30 protein-coding genes are annotated in these 26,599 nt (G+C 58.0%); 14 read left to right on the top strand and 16 right to left on the bottom strand.

Translation table 11 applies throughout. The annotated features are described in order from the left end of the window. The first annotated feature begins 24 nt into the window (after positions 1–24). The 5 genes from MKFW12EY_RS11830 to MKFW12EY_RS11810 are packed head-to-tail and all read left to right on the top strand — an operon-like array spanning position 25 to position 2,835. Complete coding sequence (locus MKFW12EY_RS11830) at positions 25–387, top strand: HopJ type III effector protein (RefSeq protein WP_245006289.1); 363 nt, start codon at positions 25–27, stop codon at positions 385–387. 3 nt (positions 388–390) lie between these two features. After that, positions 391–1,446: an NAD(P)/FAD-dependent oxidoreductase gene (locus MKFW12EY_RS11825; protein WP_221053051.1), complete on the top strand. Its 1,056-nt coding sequence runs from the start codon at positions 391–393 to the stop codon at positions 1,444–1,446. Further along, a complete protein-coding gene (mnmM, locus tag MKFW12EY_RS11820; RefSeq protein ID WP_054762224.1) occupies positions 1,424–2,008 on the top strand; it encodes a tRNA 5-(aminomethyl)-2-thiouridylate-methyltransferase MnmM in 585 nt (194 codons plus the stop codon). Before MKFW12EY_RS11825 ends, mnmM begins: the two co-directional genes overlap by 23 nt. Positions 2,009–2,042: 34 nt before the next feature. Further along, positions 2,043–2,357: a pyrimidine/purine nucleoside phosphorylase gene (gene ppnP, locus MKFW12EY_RS11815; protein ID WP_054762222.1), complete on the top strand. Its 315-nt coding sequence runs from the start codon at positions 2,043–2,045 to the stop codon at positions 2,355–2,357. Between the two features lie 4 nt (positions 2,358–2,361). Continuing rightward, positions 2,362–2,835, top strand: coding sequence for a LabA-like NYN domain-containing protein (locus tag MKFW12EY_RS11810; protein WP_054762221.1), 474 nt, complete (start codon positions 2,362–2,364; stop codon positions 2,833–2,835). A 22-nt stretch (positions 2,836–2,857) separates the two neighbouring features. Here the strand turns inward: MKFW12EY_RS11810 and MKFW12EY_RS11805 are convergent, their stop codons facing one another. Next, complete coding sequence (locus tag MKFW12EY_RS11805; protein ID WP_054762219.1) at positions 2,858–3,400, bottom strand: outer membrane protein assembly factor BamE; 543 nt, start codon at positions 3,398–3,400, stop codon at positions 2,858–2,860. Positions 3,401–3,514: 114 nt separating this feature from the next. Between MKFW12EY_RS11805 and fur the strand changes: the two genes are divergently transcribed. The 6 genes from fur (at position 3,515) to MKFW12EY_RS11775 (ending at position 8,059) form a co-directional block, all read left to right on the top strand. After that, positions 3,515–3,931, top strand: a complete 417-nt coding sequence (gene fur / locus MKFW12EY_RS11800) for a ferric iron uptake transcriptional regulator (protein WP_054762217.1) — start codon at positions 3,515–3,517, stop codon at positions 3,929–3,931. 10 nt (positions 3,932–3,941) lie between these two features. After that, positions 3,942–5,189 carry a lipoprotein-releasing ABC transporter permease subunit gene (locus MKFW12EY_RS11795; protein ID WP_221053050.1) on the top strand — a complete coding sequence of 416 codons (1,248 nt, stop codon included), beginning with the start codon at positions 3,942–3,944 and terminating at the stop codon, positions 5,187–5,189. Further along, complete coding sequence (gene lolD / locus MKFW12EY_RS11790) at positions 5,182–5,880, top strand: lipoprotein-releasing ABC transporter ATP-binding protein LolD (protein ID WP_054762215.1); 699 nt, start codon at positions 5,182–5,184, stop codon at positions 5,878–5,880. The genes MKFW12EY_RS11795 and lolD overlap by 8 nt, the downstream gene beginning before the upstream one ends. Before the next feature lie 228 nt (positions 5,881–6,108). Continuing rightward, complete coding sequence (locus tag MKFW12EY_RS11785; RefSeq protein WP_054762213.1) at positions 6,109–6,699, top strand: LemA family protein; 591 nt, start codon at positions 6,109–6,111, stop codon at positions 6,697–6,699. 2 nt (positions 6,700–6,701) lie between these two features. After that, the gene (locus tag MKFW12EY_RS11780; protein WP_221053049.1) at positions 6,702–7,553 is read left to right on the top strand and encodes a TPM domain-containing protein; all 852 of its coding nucleotides are present in this window, start codon (positions 6,702–6,704) and stop codon (positions 7,551–7,553) included. Between the two features lie 11 nt (positions 7,554–7,564). Continuing rightward, a complete protein-coding gene (locus MKFW12EY_RS11775; RefSeq protein WP_245006288.1) occupies positions 7,565–8,059 on the top strand; it encodes a TPM domain-containing protein in 495 nt (164 codons plus the stop codon). Between the two features lie 12 nt (positions 8,060–8,071). Here the strand turns inward: MKFW12EY_RS11775 and MKFW12EY_RS11770 are convergent, their stop codons facing one another. Both MKFW12EY_RS11770 and MKFW12EY_RS11765 read right to left on the bottom strand, forming a co-directional pair. Beyond that, the gene (locus MKFW12EY_RS11770; protein ID WP_054763806.1) at positions 8,072–9,052 is read right to left on the bottom strand and encodes a response regulator; all 981 of its coding nucleotides are present in this window, start codon (positions 9,050–9,052) and stop codon (positions 8,072–8,074) included. After that, a complete protein-coding gene (locus MKFW12EY_RS11765; protein WP_221053047.1) occupies positions 9,049–12,720 on the bottom strand; it encodes a PAS domain S-box protein in 3,672 nt (1,223 codons plus the stop codon). Before MKFW12EY_RS11765 ends, MKFW12EY_RS11770 begins: the two co-directional genes overlap by 4 nt. Positions 12,721–12,934: 214 nt before the next feature. Here MKFW12EY_RS11765 and MKFW12EY_RS11760 point away from each other — a divergent pair, with 214 nt between their 5' ends. Next, entirely contained in the window at positions 12,935–13,417 is a 483-nt protein-coding gene (locus MKFW12EY_RS11760) for a GNAT family N-acetyltransferase (protein WP_221053046.1), read from the top strand. Between the two features lie 101 nt (positions 13,418–13,518). Continuing rightward, positions 13,519–15,462, top strand: coding sequence for a hypothetical protein (locus MKFW12EY_RS11755; protein WP_245006287.1), 1,944 nt, complete (start codon positions 13,519–13,521; stop codon positions 15,460–15,462). A gap of 312 nt (positions 15,463–15,774) precedes the next feature. Here the strand turns inward: MKFW12EY_RS11755 and MKFW12EY_RS11750 are convergent, their stop codons facing one another. Both MKFW12EY_RS11750 and gspE read right to left on the bottom strand, forming a co-directional pair. Further along, positions 15,775–16,101, bottom strand: coding sequence for a hypothetical protein (locus tag MKFW12EY_RS11750; protein ID WP_064021731.1), 327 nt, complete (start codon positions 16,099–16,101; stop codon positions 15,775–15,777). Between the two features lie 146 nt (positions 16,102–16,247). Further along, positions 16,248–17,960 carry a type II secretion system ATPase GspE gene (gene gspE, locus MKFW12EY_RS11745; RefSeq protein ID WP_054758854.1) on the bottom strand — a complete coding sequence of 571 codons (1,713 nt, stop codon included), beginning with the start codon at positions 17,958–17,960 and terminating at the stop codon, positions 16,248–16,250. Positions 17,961–18,071: 111 nt separating this feature from the next. Between gspE and MKFW12EY_RS11740 the strand changes: the two genes are divergently transcribed. Continuing rightward, positions 18,072–18,272: a hypothetical protein gene (locus MKFW12EY_RS11740; protein WP_054758852.1), complete on the top strand. Its 201-nt coding sequence runs from the start codon at positions 18,072–18,074 to the stop codon at positions 18,270–18,272. A 6-nt stretch (positions 18,273–18,278) separates the two neighbouring features. On the opposite strand, the gene MKFW12EY_RS11735 is transcribed toward MKFW12EY_RS11740, so the two are convergent. From MKFW12EY_RS11735 to MKFW12EY_RS11685, 11 genes are all read right to left on the bottom strand, one after another. After that, positions 18,279–19,220 (bottom strand): YbgA family protein, encoded by a 942-nt coding sequence (locus MKFW12EY_RS11735; protein ID WP_054758850.1) that lies wholly within the window; start codon positions 19,218–19,220, stop codon positions 18,279–18,281. Between the two features lie 14 nt (positions 19,221–19,234). Then, positions 19,235–19,756, bottom strand: coding sequence for a lipocalin family protein (locus tag MKFW12EY_RS11730; protein ID WP_064024222.1), 522 nt, complete (start codon positions 19,754–19,756; stop codon positions 19,235–19,237). A 4-nt stretch (positions 19,757–19,760) separates the two neighbouring features. Continuing rightward, the gene (locus tag MKFW12EY_RS11725) at positions 19,761–21,146 is read right to left on the bottom strand and encodes a cryptochrome/photolyase family protein (protein WP_221053045.1); all 1,386 of its coding nucleotides are present in this window, start codon (positions 21,144–21,146) and stop codon (positions 19,761–19,763) included. Between the two features lie 5 nt (positions 21,147–21,151). Further along, positions 21,152–21,661, bottom strand: coding sequence for a hypothetical protein (locus tag MKFW12EY_RS11720; protein WP_054758848.1), 510 nt, complete (start codon positions 21,659–21,661; stop codon positions 21,152–21,154). Between the two features lie 20 nt (positions 21,662–21,681). Continuing rightward, positions 21,682–22,590, bottom strand: coding sequence for a TIGR01777 family oxidoreductase (locus MKFW12EY_RS11715; RefSeq protein WP_221053044.1), 909 nt, complete (start codon positions 22,588–22,590; stop codon positions 21,682–21,684). 39 nt (positions 22,591–22,629) lie between these two features. Continuing rightward, on the bottom strand, positions 22,630–23,271 hold the full coding sequence (locus MKFW12EY_RS11710) for a protein-methionine-sulfoxide reductase heme-binding subunit MsrQ (protein WP_054758845.1): 642 nt from the start codon (positions 23,269–23,271) through the stop codon (positions 22,630–22,632). Further along, a complete protein-coding gene (gene msrP, locus MKFW12EY_RS11705) occupies positions 23,271–24,221 on the bottom strand; it encodes a protein-methionine-sulfoxide reductase catalytic subunit MsrP (RefSeq protein WP_054758843.1) in 951 nt (316 codons plus the stop codon). The genes MKFW12EY_RS11710 and msrP overlap by 1 nt, the downstream gene beginning before the upstream one ends. A gap of 53 nt (positions 24,222–24,274) precedes the next feature. Continuing rightward, the gene (locus tag MKFW12EY_RS11700; RefSeq protein WP_221053043.1) at positions 24,275–25,096 is read right to left on the bottom strand and encodes a sterol desaturase family protein; all 822 of its coding nucleotides are present in this window, start codon (positions 25,094–25,096) and stop codon (positions 24,275–24,277) included. A gap of 25 nt (positions 25,097–25,121) precedes the next feature. Then, positions 25,122–25,577, bottom strand: coding sequence for a PAS domain-containing protein (locus MKFW12EY_RS11695; RefSeq protein ID WP_054758840.1), 456 nt, complete (start codon positions 25,575–25,577; stop codon positions 25,122–25,124). Between the two features lie 12 nt (positions 25,578–25,589). Next, entirely contained in the window at positions 25,590–26,087 is a 498-nt protein-coding gene (locus MKFW12EY_RS11690; protein ID WP_054758838.1) for an SRPBCC family protein, read from the bottom strand. A gap of 68 nt (positions 26,088–26,155) precedes the next feature. Then, complete coding sequence (locus MKFW12EY_RS11685; protein ID WP_054758835.1) at positions 26,156–26,581, bottom strand: hypothetical protein; 426 nt, start codon at positions 26,579–26,581, stop codon at positions 26,156–26,158. Positions 26,582–26,599: the final 18 nt, after the last annotated feature.

The raw sequence follows: 26,599 nt of genomic DNA, 5'->3' as shown, positions 1-26,599 counted from the left end.
CAAGGCGAATAATATGGGAATTTTATGAATAATCCAATATTGTTGACTGCTTTTCTCGAGAAGTTAAAAAATAATCAAGCTATTGATTTTAAAGAAACTATGGACGTAATTGCGGAAAATTACCATTATCGGCCAACCCGGTTCAGTAACGGTTTGGAACCATGTCTGGTGAATGAGGCCGGGCAGAACGAGGGTTCGTGCCGAATTTTCGCATTTGCCAAGATACACAATCTGTCGGCGGAACAAACCTTAGCCTTGTTTGGCGATTATTACCGGAAAGATGTGCTGGGCAATCCGGATGGTACCGATCACCAAAACATCCGTAATTTCATGCGTGACGGCTGGGCCGGCATCCAATTCGACGGGGAAGCATTGCAAGCCAAGTAGTCGATGGAAATCGATGTTTTGATCGTCGGCCAGGGACTCGCCGGCAGTCTTTTGGCCTGGGAATTGGCTGGCAGAGGCTTGGCCGTGTGTGTGGTCGACAATGAGCTTTGTAATGCGTCGCGGGTTGCGGCGGGTCTGGTCAATCCGGTCAGCGGCCGGCGGCTGGTGTTACAGCCTAACATCGCCGGCTTGTTGCCGGCAGCCCGGCACTGCTATGGCCGATTGGCGCGCTTTTTCGGCGACCAGTTCTTCGTCGAACGTCCGATGTGGAAAATTCTGTCCGGCCCGGCGCAGAAACAACAAACCGAACGCCGTCTGCAGCAAGCCGAATATGCCGAATATTTGCAAGCCATCGATGTTGGCGGCCATGGGGTAGTGGCGCCGTTTGGCATTCTGCACCAGTTGCAGACCGGCTATCTGAAAACTGAAGCCCTGCTCGATGCCTTGCGAACCTGGTTGCTCGCAAGCGGCGCTTACCGGCAGGCCGAATTCGATTACGCCGCTATGTGCCTGGAGCCGGATTTGCGCTGGCGCGACATCAAGCCCAAACGCATCGTATTCTGCGAAGGCTACTTGGCGCAGGCCAATCCCTGGTTCGGCCGCTTGCCGTTTCAACCTGCAAAGGGCGTGATTCTGAGCTGTACCAGCCAAACGCCTTTGCCGAGTCAGATCTTGAATTACGGACATTGGTTGCTGCCGCTAACTGTCGATACATTCAAAACCGGAGCAACCTTCGATCCGCTAAATTTAAATCTGGATCCCGAACCCGCCTCTGAAAAGTCTTTGCTGGCGGATTTGCATGCAATCGTGCCGGATCTGGGCGGAATTCGGGTGATCCGGCACCAGGCAGGCATCCGGCCGGCTACGCTGGACAAGGAGCCGCTGATAGGTCGGCATCCTCGGTATTCCGGCCTCTACATATTCAACGGTTTCGGTGCCAAAGGCAGTCTGCTGATTCCCTGGCATGCGGCGCGTTTTGCCGATTACCTGCAGCAGCGTATGCCGTTGCTGCCAAGCTGCGATATAAAGCGATACTATGCCTCGCATTTCTCTGGTTAACGCGGCTCAGCTTGCCGTTAAATCCTGTCTGCGGCCAGGCGACATTGCCGTCGATGCGACGCTGGGCAACGGTTACGATACGGTGTTTTTGGCTGAATCTGTCGGTCCGGCTGGTCATGTTTACGGTTTCGACGTGCAGCGCCGTGCCTTGGTCAGCAGCTACCAAAAACTGTTGGCCAACGACCTGCAGCGGCGGGTAACGTTACGTTTGGCCAGCCACGCCGATATGCTCGAGGTCTTGCCCGAACAGGTCCAGGGCAAGGTTGCCGCAGTCATGTTCAATCTGGGCTATCTGCCCGGCGCCGACAAAACCGTAATGACTCACGCAGATTCCACCCTCAGAGCATTGGCAGCAGCCCGTCAAGTGCTGGCCGAATCCGGAGTTATTACGGTACTGGCTTATCCGGGCCACGCCGGCGGCGGCGAAGAAACCGAGCGGTTAGCGGAATGGTTGTGCGGCATCGATCCGGGCCAGTTCAAAACCGAACTGCTGTTGAGCCAGTTCGACAAGCCCGGCGCTCCCCGGCTTTTTATTCTGCGCAAACGGGCCGATCTGCTATGATTGCGCTCCTTTTTTAACCAGCCCCTGCAGGAACATGTCAGAGTTCAACAACGTCAACATCGTCAAACAAGCCAACGTTTACTTCGACGGTAAAGTCAACAGCCGTACCATTCGCTTTGCCGATGGTTCTACCAAAACTTTGGGCTTCATGCAGCCCGGCGAATACACCTTCAATACCGCCGACCCTGAGTTGATGGAGATTTTGTCCGGCGAGTTGGACGTGCAATTGCCCGGCAGCGATGTTTGGCAATCGGTCGCCGGCGGCGAATCGTTCAACGTTCCTGGCAATGCCGCATTCACCATGAAAGTTAAAACGGCCAGCGACTATTGCTGCTCGTTTTTGAAATAAGCCGATGGAGCGGGTGGCGATTTTTGCCGACGTGCAGAATGTGTACTACACAACGCGGGAGCGCTACCAAAAACACTTCGATTACACAGCTTTTTGGCGTCATGCCACTACCAATAGGCAAGTAGTGGCGGCCTTTGCCTATGCGATAGACCGTGGCGACAGCAAGCAGCAAGGTTTTCAAAATATCCTGAAAACGATTGGCTTCACGGTAAAGTTGAAGCCGTATATCCAGCGCCGCGACGGCAGTACCAAGGGCGATTGGGATGTCGGCATCACGATAGACGTGTTGGATTTTGCCGGGCAGGTGGATAGGGTGGTGCTGTTATCGGGCGACGGCGATTTCGCCATTCTTCTGCACAAATTGAAACGAGACTTCGGTTTGCGGTGCGATGTCTACGGCGTGCGCAGCTTGACGGCTGCAGCATTGATTGATGCTGCCGACAATTTTGTCGCGATTGCCGACGCGTTGTTGTTGTAAAACCGCCGCTAGATATCGCGGTTTACTGCTGTTCGCCGCCTTCTTCGACTAATTCCTTACCTTTCTCCGCCGACCGGCTGCCATCTTTGGTGTCTTTTACCGTTCTCCGCGCCATTGGATCGGGTTCGTCACCGAACAGGCCGGTAATTTTTTCCCACATCGAACGGTCCAGATCGCGTTTCGGCACGTCGACGCTGGTTTCGGTGGATTCCTTGACCACCGGTAGCGAACTGGGCCGGAAATCGCCTTGCACGCCAATCAGGTTGTCGCCTTCGAAGAACAAAGAAATGCGTTTTTGCATGCGGTTGTCGCCGCCGGGCTGTTCCGCATACAGGTAATCCCAGCGTTTCTCATGAAAAGCGTCGGTCAGCATCGGCGATCCCATGATGTACAGCACCTGGCGTTTGGTCATGTTCGGCCTGAGCTGGTTCACCATGCTTTGGTCGATGATGTTGCCTTGTTCGATGTCCAGCGTGTAAACGCCCGGCAGATTATTCAGCACGGTGCTGCAGGCGCATAAGCCCAATCCGGTGGCAGCCGCGAGCAGAAGAGACGATTTTTTCATGACGATTGTTGGAGGTCCTGCGACAAACGGACATGCATTATCCCACAATTCGGCCTGCGGCTCGGTGCAAAAAACGATACAATGCCGAGATGGTTGGATTTACGAGGACAGGCGATGGAAACTCAGGATTTGCGTAACGCTGGCTTAAAAGTCACTCTGCCCAGGGTCAAAATCTTGGAGATTCTGGAAAAACAACAGGACGACAGGCATCTGTCCGCAGAGAAAGTCTACAAGATTCTGTTGGCCGAAGGCGAAGAAATCGGTCTGGCGACCGTTTACCGGGTGTTGACCCAATTCGAAGCCGCCGGTCTGGTCAATCGCCACCACTTCGAGGGCGGTAACTCGATTTTCGAACTGAACAGCGGCGGCCATCACGACCATGTCGTGTGCATGAAGTGCGGCAGGGTCGACGAATTCACCGACGAAGTAATCGAAAAGCGCCAATCGGAGATCGCCAACCGGCTGGGTTATACCTTGACCGACCACAGCTTATATCTATACGGCTACTGCGCCGCCTGCAAAAGCTCCTAACTCTTTCAGCATGTTCAAACCTCTCATCCTGTATATCGGGTTACGCTATACCCGTGCCAAAAAGCGCACCCAATTCATTTCTTTTATCACGCTAACTTCGGTGCTGGGGATTGCCTTGGGCGTTACCGCCTTGATCACCGTGCTGTCGGTCATGAACGGTTTCGAAGCCGAATTGCGCGAGCGGATTCTGGGCATGACGGCGCACAGTACCGTGACGGGCCGCTACGGCCAGTTAGACGATTGGCGGGCCTTGGAACAACGCACTCGCGAAATGCCGCACGTGCTGGGTGCGGCGCCCTTCATACACGGCCAGGTCATGATTAACGCCGACCGCCAAGTCAGCGGTACCTTGTTGCAAGGCATCCTGCCGGAGCAGGAAGCGAAAGTCTCTGAAGTTGCCGACAAAATGATGTTCGGCAGCCTTAACGATCTGGTGCCGGGCGAGTTCGGCATTGTGCTGGGTGCCGAGCTGGCCAGTTATCTGGGCGTAATGATCGGCGACAAGGTCACCATCATTACGCCGCAAATCAACTCCACGCCGGCCGGGATTTTGCCGCGCATGAAGCGTTTTACCGTAGTCGGCGTATTCAAAGTCGGCATGTACGAATACGACCGCAACATGGCACTGATGCACTTGGACGACGCCGGCAAACTGTTCCGTTTGGAGCAAGCGGTATCCGGCCTGCGGCTCAAATTGGACGATTTGTTCAACGCACCGATGATTACGCAAAGCCTGGCCGACGCCTTGGGCGACGAGTACCGTGTCAGCGATTGGACCAAGGCCCACAGCAATTTCTTCCGAGCGGTACAAACCGAGAAGCGGGCTATGTTCATTATTTTGTTGCTGATCGTCGCAGTGGCGGCATTCAACATCGTCTCTACGCTGGTCATGGTGGTCACCGACAAACGCGGCGATATCGCTATTCTGAAAACTCAGGGACTATCTAACGTTTCGGTGATGGGCATTTTCATTGTCTTGGGTTGCATCATCGGCAGCATCGGCACCTTGTTCGGCACCGTCGGCGGCGTGTTATTGGCTCTGAATGTAGAAACCATCGTCCCGGCCATTGAAAAAACCTTCGGCGTGCAATTCATGTCGGCCGACGTGTATTACATCAGCGAGGTCCCTTCCAAATTGATCTGGAACGACGTGTACTGGATTGCCGGGGTCGCCTTCCTGTTGTCGTTGTTGGCAACTTTGTATCCGGCCTGGCAGGCGGCACGGGTCAATCCGGCCGAGGTGTTGCGCTATGAATAATAACGTCGTGTTGCAATGCCGGCAGCTTACCAAGCGTTACGAGCAGGGCGATCTGAACGTCGAAGTGTTGAAAGGCGTCGATTTAACCATACACGCCGGCCAGCGCGTCGCCATCATGGGCGCCTCCGGTTCCGGCAAGAGTACCTTGTTGCACCTGTTGGGCGGTTTGGACAAGTCCAGTTCCGGCACGGTGATACTGGACGGCGCGGATTTGAACCAAATCGGTGCCGCCAAATTGAGCCAATTGCGCAACCGCTCGCTCGGCTTCATCTACCAGTTCCATCATCTGCTCGGCGAATTCACCATCCTGGAAAACGTGGCGATGCCGTTATTGATCGGTAACCAGCCGATTAAATCGGCGCAACAACAAGCCGCCGAATTACTGAAACGGGTCGGCTTGGGCCATAGAATGCAACACAAGCCCGGCGAGCTGTCCGGCGGCGAACGCCAGCGCGCCGCGGTGGCGCGGGCTTTGATCAACAAACCCAAATGCGTTCTGGCCGACGAACCGACCGGCAATCTGGACAGCAAAACCGCCGAACAGATTTACCAACTGATGCTGGAATTGAATCGGGAATTGCAGGTCAGTTTCCTGGTGGTCACCCACGACCCCGATCTGGCGGCGCGGATGGATCATGTGTTGTATATGGAAGATGGCTTGATTGTGCCGGATAGAACCCATCACAATTAAGTAGTTTCAGCGCATATAGTCAGCCGCTGTTGCCGGCTTCGAAGCGAAGCTACCTCGGGGCGGCGATGCAATTTTCTATCCCGCGACGTGTTAGCCGTCTGCCCGGCACTGCGCCTTTTCCTTGATTTTAGCAATCGAAATAAGCCCGGCCCGTTTAACATGATCCGGCCCAAGCCCACGGCGGCGTGCTATGCTGGCTGAGCTTTGCCGTTCTATCAGGAGTAAACAATGCAAAAATGGTTATCGGCTTTTTTTCTGTTGTTGTCGCTGCAGTTGTCGGGTTGCGGTTACAACACCTTTCAGAGCCAGGACGAGCAGATCAATGCCAGTTGGGCGGAGGTATTGAACCAATACCAGCGCCGGGCCGATCTGGTGCCTAATCTGGTCAATACGGTCAAAGGCTATGCCGGCCACGAAAAAGAGGTACTGGAGGCGGTGACGGCGTCCCGCGCCAAAGTCGGCGCGATTCAGGCCAGCCCGGAATTGGTTAACGACGAACAGGCGTTTGCCAAATTTCAGGCGGCGCAGGGCGAATTGAGTTCGGCGCTGTCCAGGTTGTTGGTGGTTTCGGAAAACTATCCGAATTTGAAAGCCGACGCCAATTTCCGCGATTTGCAGGCGCAACTGGAAGGTACCGAAAATCGGATCACCGTGGCCCGTAACCGTTACATCGCCGCAATCAAAGAATACAACGTCACGGTGCGTTCGTTTCCGAGCAATCTGACGGCGATGCTGTTCGGCTACAAAACCAAGCCGTCGTTTAGCGTCGAAAACGAGAAAGCGATTTCCAGCGCGCCGGCCGTCGATTTCGGCAAATAACCATGCGCGACTGCCTTGTTCTGCGGCGACCATGCCTGGTCTGGATGCTGGTCTGTATTGCCCTGATCGGTCCGGCGGCGGCACAACAGGCGCCGATTCCGGATTTGAGCCGGCGCGTCACCGATACGGTGGCTGCCCTGACTCCGGCGCAACAAACGGCGTTGGAGCAGAAGTTGGCCGGATTCGAAGCGGAAAAGGGTAGCCAGATCGCGGTATTAATCGTCGCCAGCACCCAGCCGGAAGACATCGCCCAGTATTCGATCCGGGTGGTCGAGCAATGGCGATTGGGCCGCAAGGGCGTCGACGACGGCATTCTGTTGTTAGTGGCCAAAGACGACCGCACCACGCGCATCGAGGTCGGTTACGGTTTGGAAGGCGTGGTGCCGGATGCGTTGGCCAAACGCATCATCGAAGACATCATGATCCCAAAATTTCGCCAAGGTGACTTTGCCGACGGCGTTAACGCCGGGGTGGACAGCCTGATCGGTTTGATTCAAGGCGAGCCGTTGCCGGCGGTGCAGTCAGGGCCGGCCGGCGAGCGTCTCAGCCAGTATTTGCCGCATCTGTTCATCGCAGCGATCTTTGTCGGCGGCCTGCTACGGGCCATATTCGGTAAAGTTCTCGGCGGCCTGGCCACCGGCGGCGCGGTCGGCGCCGCGGTCTGGCTGCTTGGTGGCGGCGTGCTGCTGGCGTTATTGCTGGCATTCATGGCGTTTGTAATTTCATTAAGCGACAACCGTGGCCGTCGCGGCGGTTATCGCGGCGGCGGCTTCGACGGATTCGGCGGCGGAGGCGGCGGTTTTTCCGGTGGCGGCGGCGGGTTCGGCGGCGGCGGTGCCTCCGGGCGGTGGTAGACGCTATGGCTATGCTTCGGTTTTTAAAACACGTTTTCAGCGGCCCTTGGAGTGTGAAGCGGGCGTTTCCGCAGCGTAGCCTGGGCGCCATCGAAGCGGCAATCGCGGCCAGCGAGCAGTCGCATCTGGGCGAAGTGCGTTTTGCCGTCGAGGGCGCACTCGATATCGGCGATTTGCTGCGCTCGACGACGGCGCGCGACAGAGCCCTGGAAATTTTCTCGCTGAATCGGATTTGGGATACCGAGCACAACAGCGGTGTGTTGATCTACCTGTTGCTGGCCGACCGCCGGGTGGAAATCGTCGCCGACCGCGGCATACACGGCAAAGTCGGGGAGGCGGGCTGGCAACGGATTTGCCGCGATATGGAAAACCAGTTCCGCCGCGGCGATTTCGAGCCCGGCGTACTCGGCGGTATCGCAGCGATTACCGAGCAATTGCAACAACATTTCCCGGCCGGGACTAAGGCCAACCCCAACGAAATCGCTAACGCGCCGTTGCTGCTCTGATGCGCTGGCGGTTCAAGCTGCGAATTGGGCCTTCAACTCCAATATTTCCGGCATGATGTCCATGAACAATTCCAGCAAGCGCGGATCGAAATGGCTGCCGGCACCGCTGCGCATCGTGTCCAACACCATCTGTAACGGCCACGATTCTTTATAAGGCCGTTTGCTGCTCAATGCGTCGAATACGTCGGCAATTGCGACGATGCGGGCCGATTCGGGAATGGCCGTGCCGGCCAGCCCGGCCGGGTAGCCGCCGCCGTCCCAACGTTCGTGGTGGTAGAGGGCAATTTCGGCGGCCATTTTGAATACCGGATTGTCGGTCTTACTCAGAATGTCGTAGCCGATTTGCGAATGCGATTTCATGATGTCCCAATCGCGGCCGGCCAAACCGGTCGCCGCTTTTAAAATTGCATGGGGAATGCCGATCTTGCCGGTGTCGTGGGTCGGCGCCGCTAACTTTATCATCTCAACTTGCGCCGGACTCCAGCCGGCGGCACCGGCCAGTGCGGCCGAATACGCCGCCATGCGCCAAATGTGGTCGCCGGTGTAGGGATCGTTGTAATGGCCGGCGGCACCGAGCATTTCGATTGCGGCCCGAGCCAGATCGTCCAATTCTTCGACCCGGACCAGCGACAAGTGGGTTTGCACCCGGCGTAGCACGATAGGGCCGGACACCGGCTTTTGAATGTAATCGACGGCGCCGACGTCGAAGCCGTAGGCCTCGTTCTCGGTTTCGCCCATCGCCGTGACAAAAATAACTGGAATCTTCGCCGTCGCGGCATCGGCTTTCAGGCGAGTGCAGACTTGGTAACCGTCCATATCCGGCATCATGATGTCCAGAAGAATCAGGTCCGGGCCGTGGTCGTGGGCGGCGGCCAGGGCTTTTTCGCCGTTGATCGCAAAAATCAGTTCGTAGCGGTCTTTCAGGATTTGCTGCAACACCTTCAGATTGTTCGGTTCGTCGTCGACCAGCAGCAGTTTGTAACTGTCTTTCATGGTTGTTCTCCTCCCGCGGCATCGGCAAGTTTGGCTTGTAGCCGCCTGGCTTCGGCTTTGGCGCCGTCGAAATCGAAGCTGTCCAGTTCGTAGCGGATGGCTTTCAATTCGGTGCCGGCCAGATAAGGCGCCAACTCTTGCAATACCGGTTCGACTTTTTCCGGATTCAGCGTGTCCAGATTGCGAAGCAGTTGTTGCAGCAGTTCGGCGATGCGCTCGCCGTCGAAGGCTTCCACGCTGGCTACCGGCGGTTTCTCCGGCAATTCCAGCCGGCGGATCGCGGCCGCGGCTTGGTCGAGCGCGCCGCGCAGGCGGTCGAGTTGGGTTGCGGCCAGTTCGGGGCTGCCGTTCTTCAGTTCGGCGTCGATGGCGGCGGCTAATGCGGCGATGTCGGTCAAGGCCAGATTGCCGGCCACGCCTTTCAGCGCGTGTGCGCCGCGCTTGGCGGCTTCGCTGTCGCCGCTCGCCAGATTACGCTGGATTTTGTCGGCGTCGGCGCCGTGTTGGGCGGCGAAATTGAGTAGCGCGTCGGCGTAAATCAACGGGTCCAGCCAATTGCTCAGGCCTTTGCGGTAATCGGCAACCTCGGCCAGCGGCGCGAAATCGACGCTGACTTCGTTGGCGGCGGCCGGCGCCGCGCCATTGTTGGCGATGCCGAAACCGGCCGGCGTCAGGTTTTCCATCTGCGCCAGCAATTCGTCGATATCGATCGGTTTGCCGACGATCGCATCGATGCCAGCCGCCAACGATTCCTGGCGCTCGTGGTTGAGGACGCTGGCGGTCAGGGCCAATATCGGAATTCGCCGGCCGCGGCCTTGTTCCAGTTCCCGGATGCGGCGGGTGGCCTGGATGCCGTCCATCACCGGCATTTGCAGGTCCATCAGAATTAAATCGAAGTCGGACTCTTGATAGGCTGCGACTGCTTCGGCGCCGTTTTTGACCCAGCGTACCCGGTGGCCCTGCTGTTCCAGGCGCAGGCTGGCCAGTGTGGCGTTGGCTTCGACATCCTCGGCCAACAGAATCTTGAACCGCCGCGGCGAGTAAAAGGCCAGTTTGCGTGGCGTGGCCGATTCGTACAGGCAATTGTCGGTGGCCACCGCTTCCGGTAACCGCACCGTGAAATGGAACACCGAACCGACGCCGAGCTGGCTTTCCACCCAAATCCGCCCGCCCATCATTTCCACGATTTGCTTGCTGATTGTGGTGCCCAGGCCGGTGCCGCCGAAGCGGCGGCTGGTGGTGGCGTCGGCTTGGGAAAACGATTCGAAAATGCGTTCGGTTTGTTCCGGTGTCATGCCGATGCCGGTGTCGGCGATGGCGAAATGCAGCATTTCCGGCTGTTCGGCCCGGCCGATGCTGACCGCGATGTAGCCGGCGTCGGTGAATTTGACCGAATTGCCGACCAGGTTCAAGATCACTTGCCGCAGCCGGTTCGGGTCGCCGACGAAATGGCGGGGCAGGCCGGCTTCCAATGCCAGATCGATGCGCAAACCTTTTTCGGCAGCGCGTAAACTCATGATTTGCAGCGCTTCTTGAATCGCGACCGGCAAGTTGAAGCAGACCGCTTCCAACTCGATTTTGCCGGCCTCGATCTTGGAAAAATCGAGGATGTCGTTGATCACGCTCAGCAAATGCCGGCCGGAACTGAGGATGGTTTTGATGTGGTTGCGGGTGGCGTTGGACAAGTTGGCGTCCTGCAGCGCGACCTCGGCGAAGCCGATCACGGTATTCATCGGCGTGCGGATTTCGTGGCTCATATTGGCCAGGAAATTGGCCTTGGCTTTGGCGGCGGCCTCGGCAGCTTCCTTGGCCTGGCGCAGTTCCTGTTCCGCCTGTTTTTGCAGCGTGATGTCGGAAATAAAGCCGACGAAAATGTGGCGGCCTTCGGAAATGATGCCGTGGCCGACCGCCAAACTGGCCGGGAAACGGCTACCGTCCTTGCGTTGCGCGACTACTTCCCGCTCGGTGCCGAGGATTTTGGATTGCCGGCCTTCCAGAAAGCGGCGAATGTAACTGTCGTGGGCCGAGGCGTCGGGTTCCGGCATCAACAACGAAACGTTCTTGCCGACGATTTCTTCGCTGCGCCAGCCGAACAGCTTTTCGGCAGCCGGATTGAACATATGGATGGTGCCGCTGCTGTCGATGGATACCACGCCGTTGACCGCGGTTTGGACGATGGCTTTGACTTCGGTGGTGGCCATCGCCACCAGTTGTTCCAGATGTTCGCGATATTCCAGCAATTCCGCTTCCGCCGCTTTGCGCTCGGTGATATCGGTGATCGAACCGACCATGCGTACCGGGCGTCCGGTTTCGTCGCGCAAGGCCTCGCCCCGGTCCAATACCCAGCGGTAACTGCCGTCGCGGTGGCGCAGGCGCAATTCGGTGGTATAGCGTTCGTTATGTTCCAAGTGGCGGGCAAAGGCCTCGCTGGCTCGGGCCTTGTCGTCGGGATGGATCAATTCGAAGAAAATCGTCTCCACGTTCGGCAGTTCGCCTGCGGCGTAACCGAGAATCCTATTCCAGCGCGGCGACAGGTAATATTCGTGGGTCAGGATGTTCCAGTCCCAGATGCCGTCGTTGACTGCGCGCTCGGCCAGGATGTAACGCTCTTCGCTGGTGCGCAGTTCCCGGGTGCGTTCGGCGATCTTCGCCTCCAGGTTATGCTGGGCGTCGGCCAGCGCGTCGGTCATATGGTTAAAGGAACTGGCCAGTTCGGCGATTTCGTCGCGCCCGGCCACCTCGGCCCGCAGACTGAAGTCGCCGTCGCGAATCCGGCGCGCGGTGCAGGTCAACCGCGCGATCGGCCCGACGATGCGTTTGGCCAGCAGATGCGAGGTAAAGCCGGTCAATACCACGAAAGCCGATACCACCAACAGCATGTTGTGTTCCAGGCTTTGGATCGGCGCCAAGGCTTCATCTTGCTCGATCTGCGCCAAAATACAGCCGCCGATTTCCGCGACATGGCGGTAGCCGTAAATCACCGGCCGGCCGCGGTAATCCTTATCCGAACCCTGGACATTTTCTCCGGCCAGGCAGGCGAGCAACGGCCGGCTAGGGGAGGGCTCGATATGGCTGCGGGCCGGCGTTACGAAATTCCCGTGCTGGTCGGCCAGCAGGTTTTCTCCGGAGCGGCCCAAGTCCGGGTGAGAACCGAATAAGGCCTGGATCGGCGCAATCGGGTAAAACACCGCCAAGCGCCAGGGTTGGTCCGGTTCGCGGGCGATAACATAAAAATAGCCGGGGCGTTCGGGCTGGGACGGGATCAGGCCGGCGATTTGGCCGCGGCGGAACTCGGCCAAATCGGCAATCGGCAGCGGCGGATTGCCGACCGCCAGCGTTTCGGCCCGATCGTTAAGGTATAACCAGGCACCGGCAGCGCCTTCGCCGTGCAGGAAATCGTTGACGGCGCGGCTGGCGCAATCGCGGTCCAGCCCGGCGCCGGCCAGGCATTTAGCCAGCACTTCGGCCATGAAGGCGTCGGCGCGCTTATCGGCGCGGCGTAACACCATGGCCAATTGTTCGCGCCGGCTTTCCGCTACGCGGCCGATAGCGTCGAGGCGGTTGCCGCGCATATTGTCGATGGCGAAGCGGTAAGCCATCCAGCCGGTGGCGAACGTCGGCAACAAGATCAACAACAGCAACAGTGCGATCAGTCGTTTTTGCAGCATTTGGTTTAGCCTCGCTGGGATGGCATTGCGGCCGATGTTACGCCGAATCTCGGCGGCGCTGCAATGCTTTAGCGCGCCGGCTCGGTGCAAAGTTAACATGCCTTGCCGGCGGCGCTTGTCAAACCGGCGCCGGCAAGGCATTCGTCGACGCGGCCGATTCAATCGCCGGCCGTTTTCGTATAATTCGGCCTATCCACCCACAATGACGCCCATTATGCCCATCGTCGATTTATCCGCGGTACCTCACCATTTGCCGACCCTCGCCGCTTGGCACCAAGCCGAATGGGCCTATCTGAATCCCGGCGAAAACCTGGGCATGCGCATCGCCAGGATGCAGGCCTATTTGCAAGACGGTTTGGTTCCTTCCACTTTCGTGTACGAACAGCGGGGGCAGCCGGTAGGCTCGGCGGCAATCGTGGCCAGCGACATGGACGAGCGGCCGCAATGGTCGCCGTGGCTGGCTAGCGTGTTTGTCGTGCCCGAATTCCGCCGGCAAGGGATCGGCAGCCGCTTGGTGCGGCATGTCATGGCGCAGGCCGCGGCGGCCGGTCACCGGCATTTATATTTGTTTACCCCGGATCAGGCCGCCTTTTACCAAAATCTGGGCTGGCAACCGATTGCCGAAGAAAGCTACCGCGGCAGCCGGGTCAGCGTGATGCGGGCGTTGTTGGCGAGCGGTTCGGCGGCAGAGCCTTAGCGTCGAGACCGATACGGAAAAAACCTTATTGAATAAGTGCTTGACAGCGGTATTCGGTAAATTCTAGGCTCAGTTGACTTTTGCCACAGCCGGAGTACGCCATGAAACGATTTGCGCTCAGTCTCGCCGGGGCCGTGTTAAGCGGAATGTTTGCCACCCAGACGGCAGCGGTCAGTATTACGCAGCGTGCCGGCAACAATTTCCGCACCGCCGCCAACAACCAAGAATTTTTACTGAACAAGGATAACGTCAACCCGGACCGCTTCGGTTTGTTGCGGACTTACGATTTCAACGCCAAAGTCGAAACCCAACCTTTGGTGCTGGAAAATGCCGCCAACGGCGACGACCTGATCATCGTTACGACGATGAAGAACGAAGTCATCGGTATCAACGCCCGCACCAATGCCACTCTGTACAACGTCAAGCTGGGGCCGGAAATCAGTTCCCAGGACATGGACATGTGGAAGCACACGCCGACCTGGGGCATATCGGCCACGCCTATCGTCGACCCGGCCAGCAATACCTTGTATGTCGCCTCCTGGCAGAAGAAAAACAACGACAACCGCTTCCGCGATTATTGGATTTACGCGTTGAATCCGGCCGACGGCAGCCAGAAGGCCGCCCCGGTGCGAATCTTCGGCCGGTCGCAGGAAGGTAATGGCTGTTGGTTCAACGACGCCGGCGCGGTTTACCGGGAAAACAATCAGACCAAACAATACGTTTATCCTAAATTGCGAGCCGGTCTGGCATTGACGGCCAATAACGGCTTGGTGCTGGCGTTTGCCGCTAACGACGAGAAACTGCTGGGCGGGCGCAAAAACCCGCACGGTTTCGTCGTCGCCTACGATACCCGCGCCCTGTTGGGGCAGCCGGGGTTTTCCAAGGAGGCGGCGATATTTTGCGCGACGGCGTTAAACTCCTGGGGCGCCGGTATCTGGCACGCCGGCGGCGCACCGGTCACCGAAGACGACATGATTTACGTCGCCACCTCCAACGGTACCTCCAACAATGGCGACGTCGACTTGGCGGAAAGTATGATCAAGCTGCGCTTCAAACCCAGCATCGGCGGCGCCAGGCCGCTTTTGGAGAAAGTGGATTACTACAAGGCATTCCTGGACGAACGCGTCGCGCCAAAGGATTGCCTGTGGCAGGACAACAACGCGGAAGTCTCCTGCGGCCGGGCCGGCGCCGGCGCAGCCGGCGCGGATTGGGATTTCGGCGCCGCCGGGCCGATGTTGGTGCCGGGCTCCAGTTTGCTGCTGCAAGGTACCAAGGACGGCATCATTTACTCGTTGGATAAATTCAATCTGGGCAAAAACGACCGCTTCAACCAGTTGCTGTCCAAGCCGCCGCTGGTGGCGACGTATTACGGCGGCGGCATCGCCGAAAACTGGGACAGGGCACAACACCTGAACCGCAGCCTGCCGTGTCCGGCCGCCGGTCACAGCGACCACGGCTGGTTCGTGCCCTGCGGCGACCCGGAAAATAATAAGATGCACCACATCCATGCTTTGGCGCTGGCACAACGCGACCAAAGCGGCGGCATCGTCTATGTTTGGGGCGAAAACTCGCGGTTGAAGGCCTACAATTTCTCGACGCTGGACGGCAAATTGCCCAGCTTCCGCGCCGAAGCCGACGATTTGGCCTCGGTCGGCGTAGCCTCTCCCGGCGGCATGCCCGGCGGTTTGCTGATGGTTTCCGGCAAGCCCGCTGCCGGCTCGGCGTTTCCGCATGCGCTCGATTTCGGCTCGGCGCTGGTTTGGGCGGTTTTTTCCAAATTCGGCGACGCGAACAAAGAATTCGCCGAGGGCCAATTGATCGCCTACGATGCGACCTCAATCATGCCGGGCAATAAACTGAAACGCCTGTTCCGCACCGGCGACGACAATAACGGCGGCCTGGGCAAAATGTCGCGGATGATCCCGCCGGTGGTCGCCAACGGCCGGGTGTACGTGCTGATTTACCGGATCGGCACTTCCGATTGCACGGCGCCGGATAACCAGTTGCCGGTTTGTAGCCAATTGAAGGTTTTTGGATTGCTTTAGCGGATGCGGTCTAACGAGCTTTGCGGCCAGCTCCGCTCTGCGTTGCAGCCGGAATCGTCCGGACAGTTGTAAACTCCATGTTCTCTGCTCGACTCGACAGGTCGATTACGTTAATCGCCTTTATGGCGGCGTATGTTTTGGTGCGATCGTTTTGTTCATAATCAACCGGATACGCCGCTTCCCTTCAACTACCAAACACCGGGTCCAGTTATAGCTCTCGACCGGCACGAACTGCTGGCGTACTGTAATGTTCAGCGCAAAACTGGCAAAGCATCCGCACCAAAACCGATTGCGGCCACAGTTGGACTCACATCAGGCTTCGAAACCGGTTTCGAAGCAGTTGCGGGCGGATTCGTCGCCGTAGATCAGCGATAACTGCTGTGGGTCGGGGGCAGGTGTCCGTAAGGCGGAATAGGCTGCCAGCAGCGGCGCGATATGCCTGGACGATTTCGGGCTGGTATATACCCAATAACACGAGCCGTCGTCGGTCCAATGACCGAACATCGCCATGCCGTCCGGACCGTTCCGGGCTACGTAGGCGGCGCGGAAGGCGCCCATTAACACGGCGATTTCGCCGGATTGGTACTCCTGGCTGGATAATTTTATGCGGTGCCAACTGTGGATGGTTGTCGATGCCACGGTAGTCTCCGGGTTCGATTAAAGGCTGAAGGTGTTTGGTGCAGGTTACACGACGCAGGCTCGCGTCGCTATGGCTGCTCGTGCGAGACTTGACCGACACTGCAAGCGGCACGGTTGCAGTGTCCGCCAGTCGCTGCACCGGATACTCAGGTTTCGGTGGTGACTCGCAACACTTCTTCCAGCGTGGTCGTGCCTTGCAGCGCCTTACCGACGCCATCTTCGTACATGGTCTGCATGCCTTCCTCGATCGCGGTTTGCTGGATGACGAAGGCTTCTTCGTGTTTCATGATTTGTTTGCGGATGGTGTCGGTCATCGTCAAAAATTCGATGATCGCCAGCCGGCCTTTGTAGCCGATGCCGTTACAGGCCGGGCAACCCACCGGTTTGTAGAACCGGATGTCGCCGCTGGGTTGCCAGCGCCGCAACTGCATTTCCTCGATCACGGCATCGGCCGCCGGATGGGCCTGCTTACAGTGCGGGCACAGCCTTCTGACCAAGCGTTGGGCCAGGATGCCGTTGATGGTCGAGCTGAGCAGGTATTCTTCCAGGCCCATGTCCTGCAAGCGGGTGACGCCGGCCGCAGCGTCGTTGGTGTGCAAGGTGGACAGCACCAAGTGGCCGGTCAGCGCCGATTGCACGGCGATCTTGGCGGTTTCCAGATCGCGCATCTCGCCGATCATGATTACGTCCGGGTCCTGGCGGACGATGGAGCGCAACGCCGAGGCGAAGGTCAGGCCGATCTGCGGTTTGGCTTGAATCTGGTTGATGCCTTCCAGTTGGTATTCGACCGGGTCCTCGACCGTGATGATCTTGCGTTCCGGCGTGTTCAGGGTTTTCAGCGCGGCGTACAACGAGGTGGATTTACCGCTGCCGGTAGGGCCGGTGATCAGCAGGATGCCGTGCGGCTGGGCCAAAACTTCCATGAAGCGCTCGGCCTGTTTGCCGACGAAGCCCAGCGTTTCGAAATCCAGTACCGCGTTTTCCTTGTCCAGCAAGCGGATCACCACGCTTTCGCCGTGCAGCGTCGGAATCGTCGACACCCGCAGATCCAGCTCTTTGCCGATCATTTGCAATTTGATGCGGCCGTCCTGCGGCAGGCGGCGTTCGGCGATATTGAGCTTGGCCATGATCTTGATCCGCGACAACACAGCCGCAGTGGAAGCGACCGGCGGCGAATCTATGTCCTGCAACACGCCGTCGATGCGCAACCGCACTTTCAGGCTTTGTTCGAACGGCTCGATATGCACGTCGGAAGCGCGGCTTTCCACCGCTTTTTGCAGGATATAGTTCACCATCTTGATGATCGGCGCTTCGGAAGCCAAGTCTTTCAAATGTTCCAGATCTTCGCTGCCTTCCTGTTCCACGTCCAGGTTGTCGCGTAGCTTATCCATCTGCGATTTGCCTTCGCCGTACTGCAACTCCAAGGCCGCATCGATTTCGGCGAGTTGGCCGATCTGCAAGGTCACGGTCTTGCCGGTGGCCAATTGCAGGGCTTGCACGACATAGTCGTCCATCGGGTCCATCACGGCGATTTCAATTTGTTGTTCGTCCGCTGTCAGACCGACCGCATGGTGTTGCTTCAGAAAACGTTGGGAAATGTGGTCCGGCAGCGGCGACTGCGGCGGGTAGTGTGCCGCCGCCGCGCGTTGGATGCCGGTGGCCGCCACAAAATTGTTGGCGATGTCGTTGTCTGAGCACAAACCGAGTTTAATCAGCAATTGCGGCAGCGAGTCGTCCGGTGCGGATTTCTGCATGCGCCGGACTTTACCGAGATCGGTGTCCGACAGTTTGCCGCTACCCTTTAATAGGTTGATAAAGGTTGCATATTTTGCGGAGTTTTCCGCGGTGTCCATGTCCATCGGATGTACCGTCGAAAGTAGCTGAATTGGTCAAGCATTGTAGCGAGTTTCGCCGTATTCTGAAGCTCATTTCCAACAAGAGCCGGGCGCCAAGCCAACGCAGTGAAACTTATGAACGGAATTCGGGTGTTAAGTCTGACGGTTTGCTTATTGGCCGGTACCGCTTGCAGCGCCGATTGGGCTCAGCGCTTTGCCTACCACGCCGTCGAAAATGCCGGCCAATTGCAATGCCAAAAAGCCATGGCCGACGATTGCGAAGGCCGGCCCGGCTACGACCAGTATCAAAAGCAGCGCCGCGAGTTGGAGCGTTAACGGCGCTCAGATCTCGTTCAACAACGCCAATTCGGCCGGATGCGGTTGCATGTAAAACGAGTTGTCGATGAAACTATCGGGCTGACGGCGGAAATGGTGGCGCAGCAGCGTCAACGGTACGATCAGCGGTACCTGGCCGATGCGGTAGTTTTCGATGGTCTCGGACAATTCCTGTTTGTCGTCGCTGTCCAGCGCCCGTTTCAAATAGCCTTGAATGTGTTGCAGCACATTGACGTGGTTGCCGCGGCTGGCGACGATCTTCAGGCAGGCCATCAATTCGGTTATGTATTCGGCGGCGATAGTCTCGACCCGGGCATCGGTGGCGCCGGCGATTATTCTGCCCAGATTGCGGGCCCGGTTTTGGTCGTGGCTCATCGCGATCAGTTTGTGCCGGCTGTGGAAGCTGATCAAGCCGTGGGCGCTGAGGCCGTCCTCGCATAGTTGCCGCCAGCGCCGGTAAACGAAGACGCGCTGGATGAAGTTTTCCCGCAAACCCGGATCGCCGAGGCGGCCTTCTTCTTCGACCGGCAGGTTGGGGAAGGCAGTTTGCAGATAGCCGGCAAAAATCCCGGTGCCATTGCGCACCGGCACCTCGTGTTTGTAAACCTTAACTCGGGTCATGCCGCAACTGGGCGAGTCTTTTTTCAGGATGTAACCGCACAAGCCGTCCAGCCAACTTGTCTGGCGCGCGGCCGCATCCTGCAAGCGCTCGGTGACGTCGAAGCTGTGGTCCTTGACGCCGACGCAGCGGATGCCTGCGGCGGTTTCCCGCAACTGTACGCAGGGGCGGGGGATGCCCAGGCCGGCTTCGACTTCCGGGCAGAACGGTTTGAAGTCGAAATAGCGGCCCAGCGTGCGCTCGATGTAGCTGTGGTATTTGTGGGCGCCGTCGTAACGGACTTCGTGGCCTAACAGGCAACTGCTGATACCGACCGGAATATTGTGCATGGGAGTCCTTGGAGTCAATGCCGGGGCGCGGCGAAAATCAATTGGTCGGTGGCGAAACCCAGGTTGCGGGCCTGGTCAACCAGACTGTCCAGCGTCGGCTGCGCCAGATCCGGCGTGCGTGCCAGAATCCATAAATAGTCTCGGTCCGGGCCGGCGACCATCGCATATTGGTAGTTAGCCTTGTCCAGCGCGATGATGTTGTAGGCACCGTAGAACGGGCCGAAAAACGACACCTTCAATCGGCCCCGTTCCGGGCCGTCGATAAAGTAGGCTTTGCCTTCGGCACTGCGGCGTTGCTGGGTTTCGGCATCGAAACCGCTGTTCAGTACTTTGACGCCGCCATCTTCGCGCAGGCTGTACTCGGCGCGGATGTCGCTGAGGCCGCGTTCGAAGCTGTGGTCCAGCCGGGCGATTTCGTGCCAGGTGCCCAAATAGCGCGGCAATTCGAAACCGTCGACCACGGTCAAGCCTTCCGGTATGCCGGTGCAGCCGGTCAACAGCAGCAAAGTGAATATCAGTATCGCAGGTAATCGCATCGGTTCAGGTCGGTTGGTTGGACAATAAGGTTTGGTATTGGGTTTTGATGCTGCGGCTTTGCTCGGCATGATTCACCCGCGGCGGCGGATAATCGCCGGCCAGCGGCGACTTTTCCCATTTGTGGATCGCTGCGGCCGAATAGCGTCGCAGTTCCGGCAGCCAGGTTTTGATGTAGCGGCAGTCGGGATCGAATTTTTTCTGTTGCAGCCACGGGTTGAAAATCCGGAAATACGGTTGCGCGTCGCAGCCGGTCGACGCTGCCCATTGCCAGTTGCCGTTGTTGACGCAAGGATCGTAATCGAGCAGATGCTGGGCGAAGTAACGTTCGCCCCAGCGCCAGGACACATGCAGGTCTTTGACCAGGAACGAGGCGACGACCATGCGCAGCCGGTTGTGCATCCAGCCGGTCTGGTTCAGTTCCCGCATCGCCGCATCGACGATGGGAAATCCGGTTTGGCCGTTGGCCCAGGCCCAGAAATCGTCTTGGGCATTGCGCCAGCGCAGCCCGTCCAGGCGGCGGTCGAAGGCATGGCCGAATACGTGCGGAAAATGGTAGGCGATATGGCTGAAAAAATCGCGCCAGTACAATTGCCGCAACAGCGCATGGTCGGGCCCAAGTTGAACTTGGATGGCTTGGTAGGCTTCGCGTACCGAGCAGCAGCCGAACTTAAGATACGGCGACAAATGGCTGGTGGCGTCCAGTTCCGGAAAGTCGCGGGTCTGGCTGTAATCCCGGCATGCCGCCAATGCCGCTAAGTGTTGCAATGCCGCTTGCCGGCCGCCGGCCAGGGCATTCTGTCGCGGCAGGATCAAATTTTGCAGCAGTTCCGGCCGGTCGGCGTCGACGGCAGCATTGAACCAGCGGTCGCCGGCTACTGCATCCGGGACGGCTACCGGATTTTGCACCGCTTTTTTGTAAAAGGCGGTAAACACTTGGTAGGGCGAGCCTTTGTCGGTCAATACCCGTTCCGGCTCGTTTAGCAACAGGTCGGCATGGCTGTGGAAGCCGATGCCCAATTTTTCGCAACATAACTCCAGTTCCCGGTCGCGCTGGCGGCTAAACGGCGTGTAATCCCGATTGACGAATACCGCTTCGATACTTTGCTGCCGGTGTAGATGTTCGACGACTGCTTCCGGCCGCTCGCCGAACAGATAGAGCCGGCCGCCGTGCGCCAGACACTGAGTTTGCAAATCGTTTAACGATTCCAGCATGAATTGCAGCGCCGGTTGGCTTCGGTAGGGGTGGGCCTCGATCTGGCGCGGATCGAAAACGAAGCAGGCCAACACCCGCTGCGTGCTTTGCAATGCCGCGTTCAATGCGGTGTTATCTGCCAGGCGCAGGTCGCGGCGGAAAATAAATAAGGAAGTTCGGTAACGCGGTTTGCTCATTTCGGTCAGCAGTCGCCCCAATGGATGGTCATCTGTTGGCAGTTGAAGAATATATTGGGGTAATAGCGGTAAATCACCCAACGCAGCAATAAATCCAGAAAAGCCGCTACCGTCATCAATCGGGCCAGCACCGCCCAGTGGCGCGAACCGGTTTTATCCGAACAGCGCCACACCGCACCGGTCCAGTAAATCAACGGCATCGCCATGATGATGTGCATGGTGACCCAACTGGCGACGGTGAACTCGCCCTCCTGGACCCGGTAATCGATCAGGAACAGTACGGCGTTATACAAAATGAAGAACGGATAGAAGGCGTCCTTTAACTTCAGGTGACCCAACCAGCTCCATTGCAGGTAAAAATATAGGCTGGGCGGTTCGCGCTCTTCCCATTCCGGGTCCGGTTCCGGCGTCAGGTAAAACACCAATAAGCCGAGGCCGATCGCCACCAACAAGGCTTCGTACCAGCGGATGAACGAGGTAAAGGCAAATAACGCTGACAGGCTGTCGATTAACATGGACTTACCATTATTTCGGATCAGGAGGTGTGCAAAATCGCGTCGAGCGCGGGTTTGAGCCGACTATACTGAAACTGGAAGCCGTGCGCCAACAAGCGCTCCGGCTTCACCCGCTGGCTGCCCAATACCAAGGCGGACATTTCGCCGAGCAACAGCTTGAGCAATCCGGCCGGCAGCGGTAGCAGCATCGGCCGGCCCAAGGCTTCGGCGAGGGCTTGGCTGAATTCGCGGTTAGTCGCAGGTTCCGGCGCCGTGGCGTTATAGGCGCCGCTCATGGTCGGATCGGCGATCATCGCTTCGGCGGCGGCAAGCCAGTCTTCCAGATGAATCCACGACATCCATTGCCGGCCGTCGCCCAGCGTGCCGCCCAAGCCAAGCCGGAATGCCGGCAACATGCGTTGCAATAAACCGCCGCCGCGGCCTAACACCAGACCGGTGCGGATCAGGCAGACCCGGCTGCCGTGGTCCGCCGCAGCCAATGCCGCGGCCTCCCAGTCGGCACACAATTGCTGGGCGAAATCGGCGTTGGCCGGGCTGGTTTCGCTGAGCACACTATCGCCCTGGTCGCCGTAAACGCCGATGGCAGAGCCGCTGACCAATACCGGCGGTTTGTTGCCGGCCGCTATCCAGGCCACCAGCTCCCGGGTCAATTCGATGCGGCTGTTGCGTAAAATCTGTTTGCGCGGCCCGGTCCAATAACGGTCGAAGATGCCGGCACCGGCCAGATTCACCACGGCGTCGAAGGCGCCGGCGTCGGCCAGGTCGGCGAAGCGGGTTGCCGCGCGGACGCCGGGACCGAATTGTTTGCGGATCTTTTCCGCGTCGCGGCCGAATACCGTCACGGCAACTTGTTTGGCCAACAGGCGGCGGGTCAGGGCGCTGCCCAAAAAGCCGGTGCCGCCGGTGATTAAGATCGAGGTTGGGTTCATGGTCTGTTCTCCAAATCCAAGGCTAACGGCTGCCGCGGCTCAGTCGGCGCGGTCCGGGTCGGCCGCGTGCGGTTTGCTGGGCGCGGTGAGTCCGAACCGGCGGTTTTTCAACCAAACCAAGCCGCGGAAACCCAACAACATGCCCAGCACCAGCAGATAGAACAACGGCTCGGCCAGATTGCCCTTCAACTGCCAAAAGTAATGCAAGATCGCGGCGGCTGCGGCCAGATAAATATAGCGGTGCAGTTTTTTCCAGGTTTTGCCCAGCCGTTTCTTGGCGGCCTTGGGCGAGGTAACGGCCAACAGTAGCAATATCAGGTAAGCCAGCAATCCGAACCAAAGATAACTGCTCTGCCAAAGGTCGAGGCCGATAATCGGCCAGACCCAGGCGTGGTCGGCACTCAAATAGCCGAGCAGGTGCAGGGTGGCGTAAAAAAACGCGGTCAGGCCGAATAGCTGGCGGTAATCGGTCATACCGCGCCATTGAGTCATGGTTTGGAGCGGTGTGATCGCCAGCGTGATGCATAAAAAACGCAGCGACCAGTCGCCCAGATAAATATGCATGGCCTGAATCGGATTCGATCCCAGTCGGTTCAAACCGATATCCAGCAGCAGCCACAATAGCGGCGCCACGCAAAACGCGATGGTAATGGGCCATAGCCGGCTGGTCAGCGCGTCCATTAGAAAAAATGCCTGAGGTTCATGCCGCTGTACAAACCGGCAACCTGTTCGCCATAGCCGTTGAACAATTCGGTCGGCCGCCGCGGCGTGAAAAAATCGGAGCCCAGCGGCCGCTCGCTGGCCTGGCTCCAGCGCGGATGCGGTACCGCCGGATTGACGTTGGCGTAGAAGCCGTATTCGTCGGGTGCGTAGCGGTTCCAACTGGTCAACGGCGGTTGCCGGCATAACTCGATGGCGACGATGGCTTTGGCGCTTTTGAAGCCGTATTTCCAAGGCACGACCAAACGCAGCGGCGCGCCGTTTTGCTTGGGCAGGGTTTCGCCGTAAGCGCCGACCGCCAGGATCGTCAGCGGATGGCCGGCTTCGTCGATACGCAAGCCTTCTTGGTAGGGCCAGGCCAGCATGGCTTGTTGCCACAACCGCGGCATCGCCTCCGGCTGACTGGCGCTGGTGAATTTGACGAATTTGGCCGACGCCAAGGGCTGCGCCAGCTTCAATAAATCGCTTAAGGCAAAACCGACCCAGGGCACGACCATAGACCAACCTTCCACGCAGCGGAAGCGGTACAGGTATTCGCGTAGCGGGCAGCGTTGCAACAAATCTTCCAGATGGTAGCTGGCCGGATTTTCGACTTCGCCGCCGATCGTTACCGACCACGCGTCGATGCGCAGCCGTTGCGCCAGACGGGTCGCGTCTTCCTTGTTGAAGGCGAACTCGTAATAGTTGGTGTAATTGCCGACCAATTCCGCCGGGGTAGGCTGCAAGTCGGGCACGGGTGGATTACCGGTTTGCAGGTCGGGCCAGGTGCGGGAACGGGCGGCAACGGTGTCGCTGCCGGCAGCGCCGATGGCGAGCGCGGCCATCGCTTTCAACAATGTCCGCCGTTGTCTGAACACTGCCGGATCGGTGATCTCGTTGCTCGGAATTTGCTTATAGGTTTTGATCAACATATTTGCGGCCGACAGTTGCAGACTCTAGCGTTAAGGTTCCGCGCGGTGCGGCCTCATTTCTTGCCTTTCGGAATCCAGCCCAGCAACTGGCGGATTTTCCGTTCGGTGATGAAGGCCAGCGAAAACAACTGAATGAAGTTTTCGGCTTCGATCAGGTCCAGGCCGATATTGGCCGGAACCATTTCTTTACGGGTACCGAACATGCGGTCCCACAGCGCCAACACTATGCCGTAGTTGCTGTCGTGCTCGCTACGCAGCTTGGAATGGTGGGTGCGGTGCAGCGACGGGGTGATGATGAATTGCGACAGCGCTTCTTCGTTGGGTACGCGGATATTGGCGTGGTGGAAGAAAATGAAAAACAATTCGACGATTTCTATCGACAGCACCAGGTAGGCATCGACGCCGAACACCACTACGAACAAGCATTTGTAGCCTATCTCCAATAGCAGGTCGAACACGTGAAACCGAAAGCCGGTGGACACGTTGAAGGATTTGTCGCTGTGGTGGATTTTGTGGAAGCGCCACAAATACTCGGATTGGTGGCTGGCGTAGTGCCAGGCGTAAATCGCCAGATCGAAGCAGGCGAACGCCAGCAACCACTTGAGCAGCCCGTTCGGCATCGAACTCAACAAACCGTAGCCGGCAAACTGTTGGGCTACCAGGAATAGGGACGAAGCTCTGAGTACCGCCAGGATCAGATTGTTGACCAGAAAGGCCATGGTGTTGGTGACGATAGACTCCTTGTAGACCTTAGGCGGAAAAAAACGGTACGGCCGTTTCTTTTCCAGGGCCAGCAACAACACAAAAGCCAGAATCGCCAGGCCGAACAGGCCTTGGTTGAATAATATGCCGTTTTCAGTGCCGATTGCGTTCATGGCGTCACCGGGGATGGTTGGGGGATTATGCTTTGGGCAAGGCGTTCAACAAATTAGTCAAACTCTTGATTTCGTTATCGGCGTCGACCTGCTGGGTGATGTCGTACTGCACGCCCAGGTAATAGATGACCCGTTGTTTGCGGTCGAACAGCGGTACGATTTTCAGCCGGTTGTGAAATAAACTGCCGTCTTTGCGGTAGTTGCGTAGCGTGACCTCCACCGCTTCGTGGCGCTGCATCGCGTCGGCGATCTGGAAGCGCGCGTCCTGGTCGCGGTCCGCGCCTTGCAGAAACCGGCAGTTGTGGCCGATGATCTCGTCGCGGCTGTATCCGGTCAAACGTTCGAACGCCTTGTTGGCGTAAATAATCGGCGCGTCTTCCAGGTCGGGGTCGGCGAGCGTCACGCCGTTCACGCACTCGTCGAGAATGGCCGACAATACTTGCGGAATCAGTCCGTTATCTTTTTCAACGACAAAAGCCATAAATAAACTCCCCTAAGTCTGGGCTGTTGGATTGGATTCGAACAAAATTAGATGCTTGATCTGCTCGACCGTATTCTCGGCACCTTCCTCGATGGCGCAACGGATCAGTTTTTCGAACGGCCGCATGAAAATTTCCAGTTGCAGAAATTCGAAGCGGAACGTGAGCCGGGTCGGCGGGCAGTCGCCCTCGGTCTGCAACAGGTAGCTTTGCCGATAGGGCTGGGTCAGACCTTGCACGGCCAATTTGGTCAGCGGTTGGTACTCGGCGATCTCGAATACCGATTCGACTTCTTCGCCGCCGTCTTGGCGAATCTGTCTGGCTTTGGCGCCGACAAACACGTGCTCGCCGTCCAGCGGTTCGAAATCGACCAGATCGACCGCCCACTTCGGATAGTTTTCGAAAAAACCCTGGCCGACGAACTCGAACACCTGGTCTAAAGGCTGGTCGATGTCGATGCTGGCCTCCGCGGCGACCGGCCGGTTGGCATCGAACGGTAATTTGATTTGCATTTGCTGGTTCCCCCTTGTTGGCTGCGCACTGAAAGCGCCGAGTAAACCCGGGCTTCCGGCCCGGACTTTTAAGACCGATGCTGCGGATCGCGCAGCGCCGCGCATCCGCCGTAGAGTAAGTGCGATAGTCCGGAATAAAGCAAAAGCTGGCGGTAGTTATCGTCTACATCGATTTGGTTGATCGAGCAGTAGAACTCCAGCGCGGCGATCAACAACAACAGAAATATGCCCAACGCCGCCAAAGCCTCCGGCCGATGGTCCAGTTTGTAGAAACTATAGACGGCAACCTGGATCAGGCATAGGTAAAACATCATCAGCCGCATGTTGTTGGCCAGCGGCCCGTATAGATCGCTGTTATCGGCAAAAAACAGCGAGTTGCCGAGTATCGTTGCCACCCCGCTGATCAGCAGCGTGATCACGGCAGCGTTAAAATTGACTTGCAAGATCAATTGCAACAAATTCAAGGTTTTGGATGTAATCGATAGGTTTTGCATAATGCTGGCCTCTGCAAA

Source organism: Methylomonas koyamae (assembly GCF_019669905.1).
Taxonomy (GTDB): domain Bacteria; phylum Pseudomonadota; class Gammaproteobacteria; order Methylococcales; family Methylomonadaceae; genus Methylomonas; species Methylomonas koyamae.
This window is presented reverse-complemented; position numbering and strand designations above follow the sequence as displayed.

Coding starts and splice junctions, on each gene's coding strand:
- MKFW12EY_RS11830 (WP_245006289.1), top strand. CDS start 25: ATGAATAATCCAATATTGTTGACTGCTTTTCTCGAGAAGTTAAAAAAT.
- MKFW12EY_RS11825 (WP_221053051.1), top strand. CDS start 391: ATGGAAATCGATGTTTTGATCGTCGGCCAGGGACTCGCCGGCAGTCTT.
- mnmM (WP_054762224.1), top strand. CDS start 1,424: ATGCCTCGCATTTCTCTGGTTAACGCGGCTCAGCTTGCCGTTAAATCC.
- ppnP (WP_054762222.1), top strand. CDS start 2,043: ATGTCAGAGTTCAACAACGTCAACATCGTCAAACAAGCCAACGTTTAC.
- MKFW12EY_RS11810 (WP_054762221.1), top strand. CDS start 2,362: ATGGAGCGGGTGGCGATTTTTGCCGACGTGCAGAATGTGTACTACACA.
- MKFW12EY_RS11805 (WP_054762219.1), bottom strand. CDS start 3,400: ATGAAAAAATCGTCTCTTCTGCTCGCGGCTGCCACCGGATTGGGCTTA.
- fur (WP_054762217.1), top strand. CDS start 3,515: ATGGAAACTCAGGATTTGCGTAACGCTGGCTTAAAAGTCACTCTGCCC.
- MKFW12EY_RS11795 (WP_221053050.1), top strand. CDS start 3,942: ATGTTCAAACCTCTCATCCTGTATATCGGGTTACGCTATACCCGTGCC.
- lolD (WP_054762215.1), top strand. CDS start 5,182: ATGAATAATAACGTCGTGTTGCAATGCCGGCAGCTTACCAAGCGTTAC.
- MKFW12EY_RS11785 (WP_054762213.1), top strand. CDS start 6,109: ATGCAAAAATGGTTATCGGCTTTTTTTCTGTTGTTGTCGCTGCAGTTG.
- MKFW12EY_RS11780 (WP_221053049.1), top strand. CDS start 6,702: ATGCGCGACTGCCTTGTTCTGCGGCGACCATGCCTGGTCTGGATGCTG.
- MKFW12EY_RS11775 (WP_245006288.1), top strand. CDS start 7,565: ATGCTTCGGTTTTTAAAACACGTTTTCAGCGGCCCTTGGAGTGTGAAG.
- MKFW12EY_RS11770 (WP_054763806.1), bottom strand. CDS start 9,052: ATGAAAGACAGTTACAAACTGCTGCTGGTCGACGACGAACCGAACAAT.
- MKFW12EY_RS11765 (WP_221053047.1), bottom strand. CDS start 12,720: ATGCTGCAAAAACGACTGATCGCACTGTTGCTGTTGTTGATCTTGTTG.
- MKFW12EY_RS11760 (WP_221053046.1), top strand. CDS start 12,935: ATGCCCATCGTCGATTTATCCGCGGTACCTCACCATTTGCCGACCCTC.
- MKFW12EY_RS11755 (WP_245006287.1), top strand. CDS start 13,519: ATGAAACGATTTGCGCTCAGTCTCGCCGGGGCCGTGTTAAGCGGAATG.
- gspE (WP_054758854.1), bottom strand. CDS start 17,960: ATGGACATGGACACCGCGGAAAACTCCGCAAAATATGCAACCTTTATC.
- MKFW12EY_RS11740 (WP_054758852.1), top strand. CDS start 18,072: ATGAACGGAATTCGGGTGTTAAGTCTGACGGTTTGCTTATTGGCCGGT.
- MKFW12EY_RS11735 (WP_054758850.1), bottom strand. CDS start 19,220: ATGCACAATATTCCGGTCGGTATCAGCAGTTGCCTGTTAGGCCACGAA.
- MKFW12EY_RS11730 (WP_064024222.1), bottom strand. CDS start 19,756: ATGCGATTACCTGCGATACTGATATTCACTTTGCTGCTGTTGACCGGC.
- MKFW12EY_RS11725 (WP_221053045.1), bottom strand. CDS start 21,146: ATGAGCAAACCGCGTTACCGAACTTCCTTATTTATTTTCCGCCGCGAC.
- MKFW12EY_RS11720 (WP_054758848.1), bottom strand. CDS start 21,661: ATGTTAATCGACAGCCTGTCAGCGTTATTTGCCTTTACCTCGTTCATC.
- MKFW12EY_RS11715 (WP_221053044.1), bottom strand. CDS start 22,590: ATGAACCCAACCTCGATCTTAATCACCGGCGGCACCGGCTTTTTGGGC.
- MKFW12EY_RS11710 (WP_054758845.1), bottom strand. CDS start 23,271: ATGGACGCGCTGACCAGCCGGCTATGGCCCATTACCATCGCGTTTTGC.
- msrP (WP_054758843.1), bottom strand. CDS start 24,221: ATGTTGATCAAAACCTATAAGCAAATTCCGAGCAACGAGATCACCGAT.
- MKFW12EY_RS11700 (WP_221053043.1), bottom strand. CDS start 25,096: ATGAACGCAATCGGCACTGAAAACGGCATATTATTCAACCAAGGCCTG.
- MKFW12EY_RS11695 (WP_054758840.1), bottom strand. CDS start 25,577: ATGGCTTTTGTCGTTGAAAAAGATAACGGACTGATTCCGCAAGTATTG.
- MKFW12EY_RS11690 (WP_054758838.1), bottom strand. CDS start 26,087: ATGCAAATCAAATTACCGTTCGATGCCAACCGGCCGGTCGCCGCGGAG.
- MKFW12EY_RS11685 (WP_054758835.1), bottom strand. CDS start 26,581: ATGCAAAACCTATCGATTACATCCAAAACCTTGAATTTGTTGCAATTG.